Annotated in this window: 1 protein-coding gene; it reads left to right on the top strand. The window is 61.0% G+C overall.

The window, feature by feature from the left end; all coding sequences use genetic code 11:
- On the top strand, positions 1 to 661 hold a 661-nt coding region (locus tag ACR6Z4_RS32210; RefSeq protein ID WP_479721400.1), incomplete at both ends, for a tetratricopeptide repeat protein.

Below are 661 nucleotides of genomic sequence, written 5' to 3'. Positions count from 1 at the left end.
AGACCTGGAGCGGGTGCTCGATCGCGGCTTGGACTGGCTGGCGGGGGTGGGCAAGCGCAACTCGGCTGGTGGGTTACGGCTCCAGCGAGGAGTGCTGTGGCAGAGCCAGGGAAAGCTGGAGGCTGCCCTGAGCGAGATGGAAGCGGCACTGGCTCTGCGCCGTCGCTACCCCGATGCACCGGGCTACACCCTGGGAGCACATTTGTCCAAACTGGGCGACCTGCTGCGAGAGATGGAGCGCCTGGATGCCGCCGCTGATGCCTACCGAGAGGTGGCGGAGGGGTATGAGTTTGATGATTATGAACAGCAGTCGGTGTGGAAGGGATTAGCGCGGGTGGCGCTGGCGCGGCAGGACTGGGCGGAGGCAGAGACCTGTGCCCTCAAGTCCCTGGAGTTGGCGCGAGGAATTGAGTCTGTGGAACCCATACATAAGTCCTATGACCTGTTGGGCGATATTTACTACAAGCAGGAGCGCCTATCCCAGTGCATTGAGGCAAAGAGCCAGACCTGGCGCTATGCTCGTCAGTATGGTGAAACAAGCAGCATTTACGAAATCTACCGCGACATGGCAGAAATCCGCATTTACCAGGCAAAGCAGGGCAATCCCCAGCGCTACATCCCCAAAGCTCGTCGCTGGCTCCGGTGGGCACTCCCCCTGGCA

It is taken from the genome of Calyptranema fuscum S582, from assembly GCF_055793305.1.
This window is presented reverse-complemented; position numbering and strand designations above follow the sequence as displayed.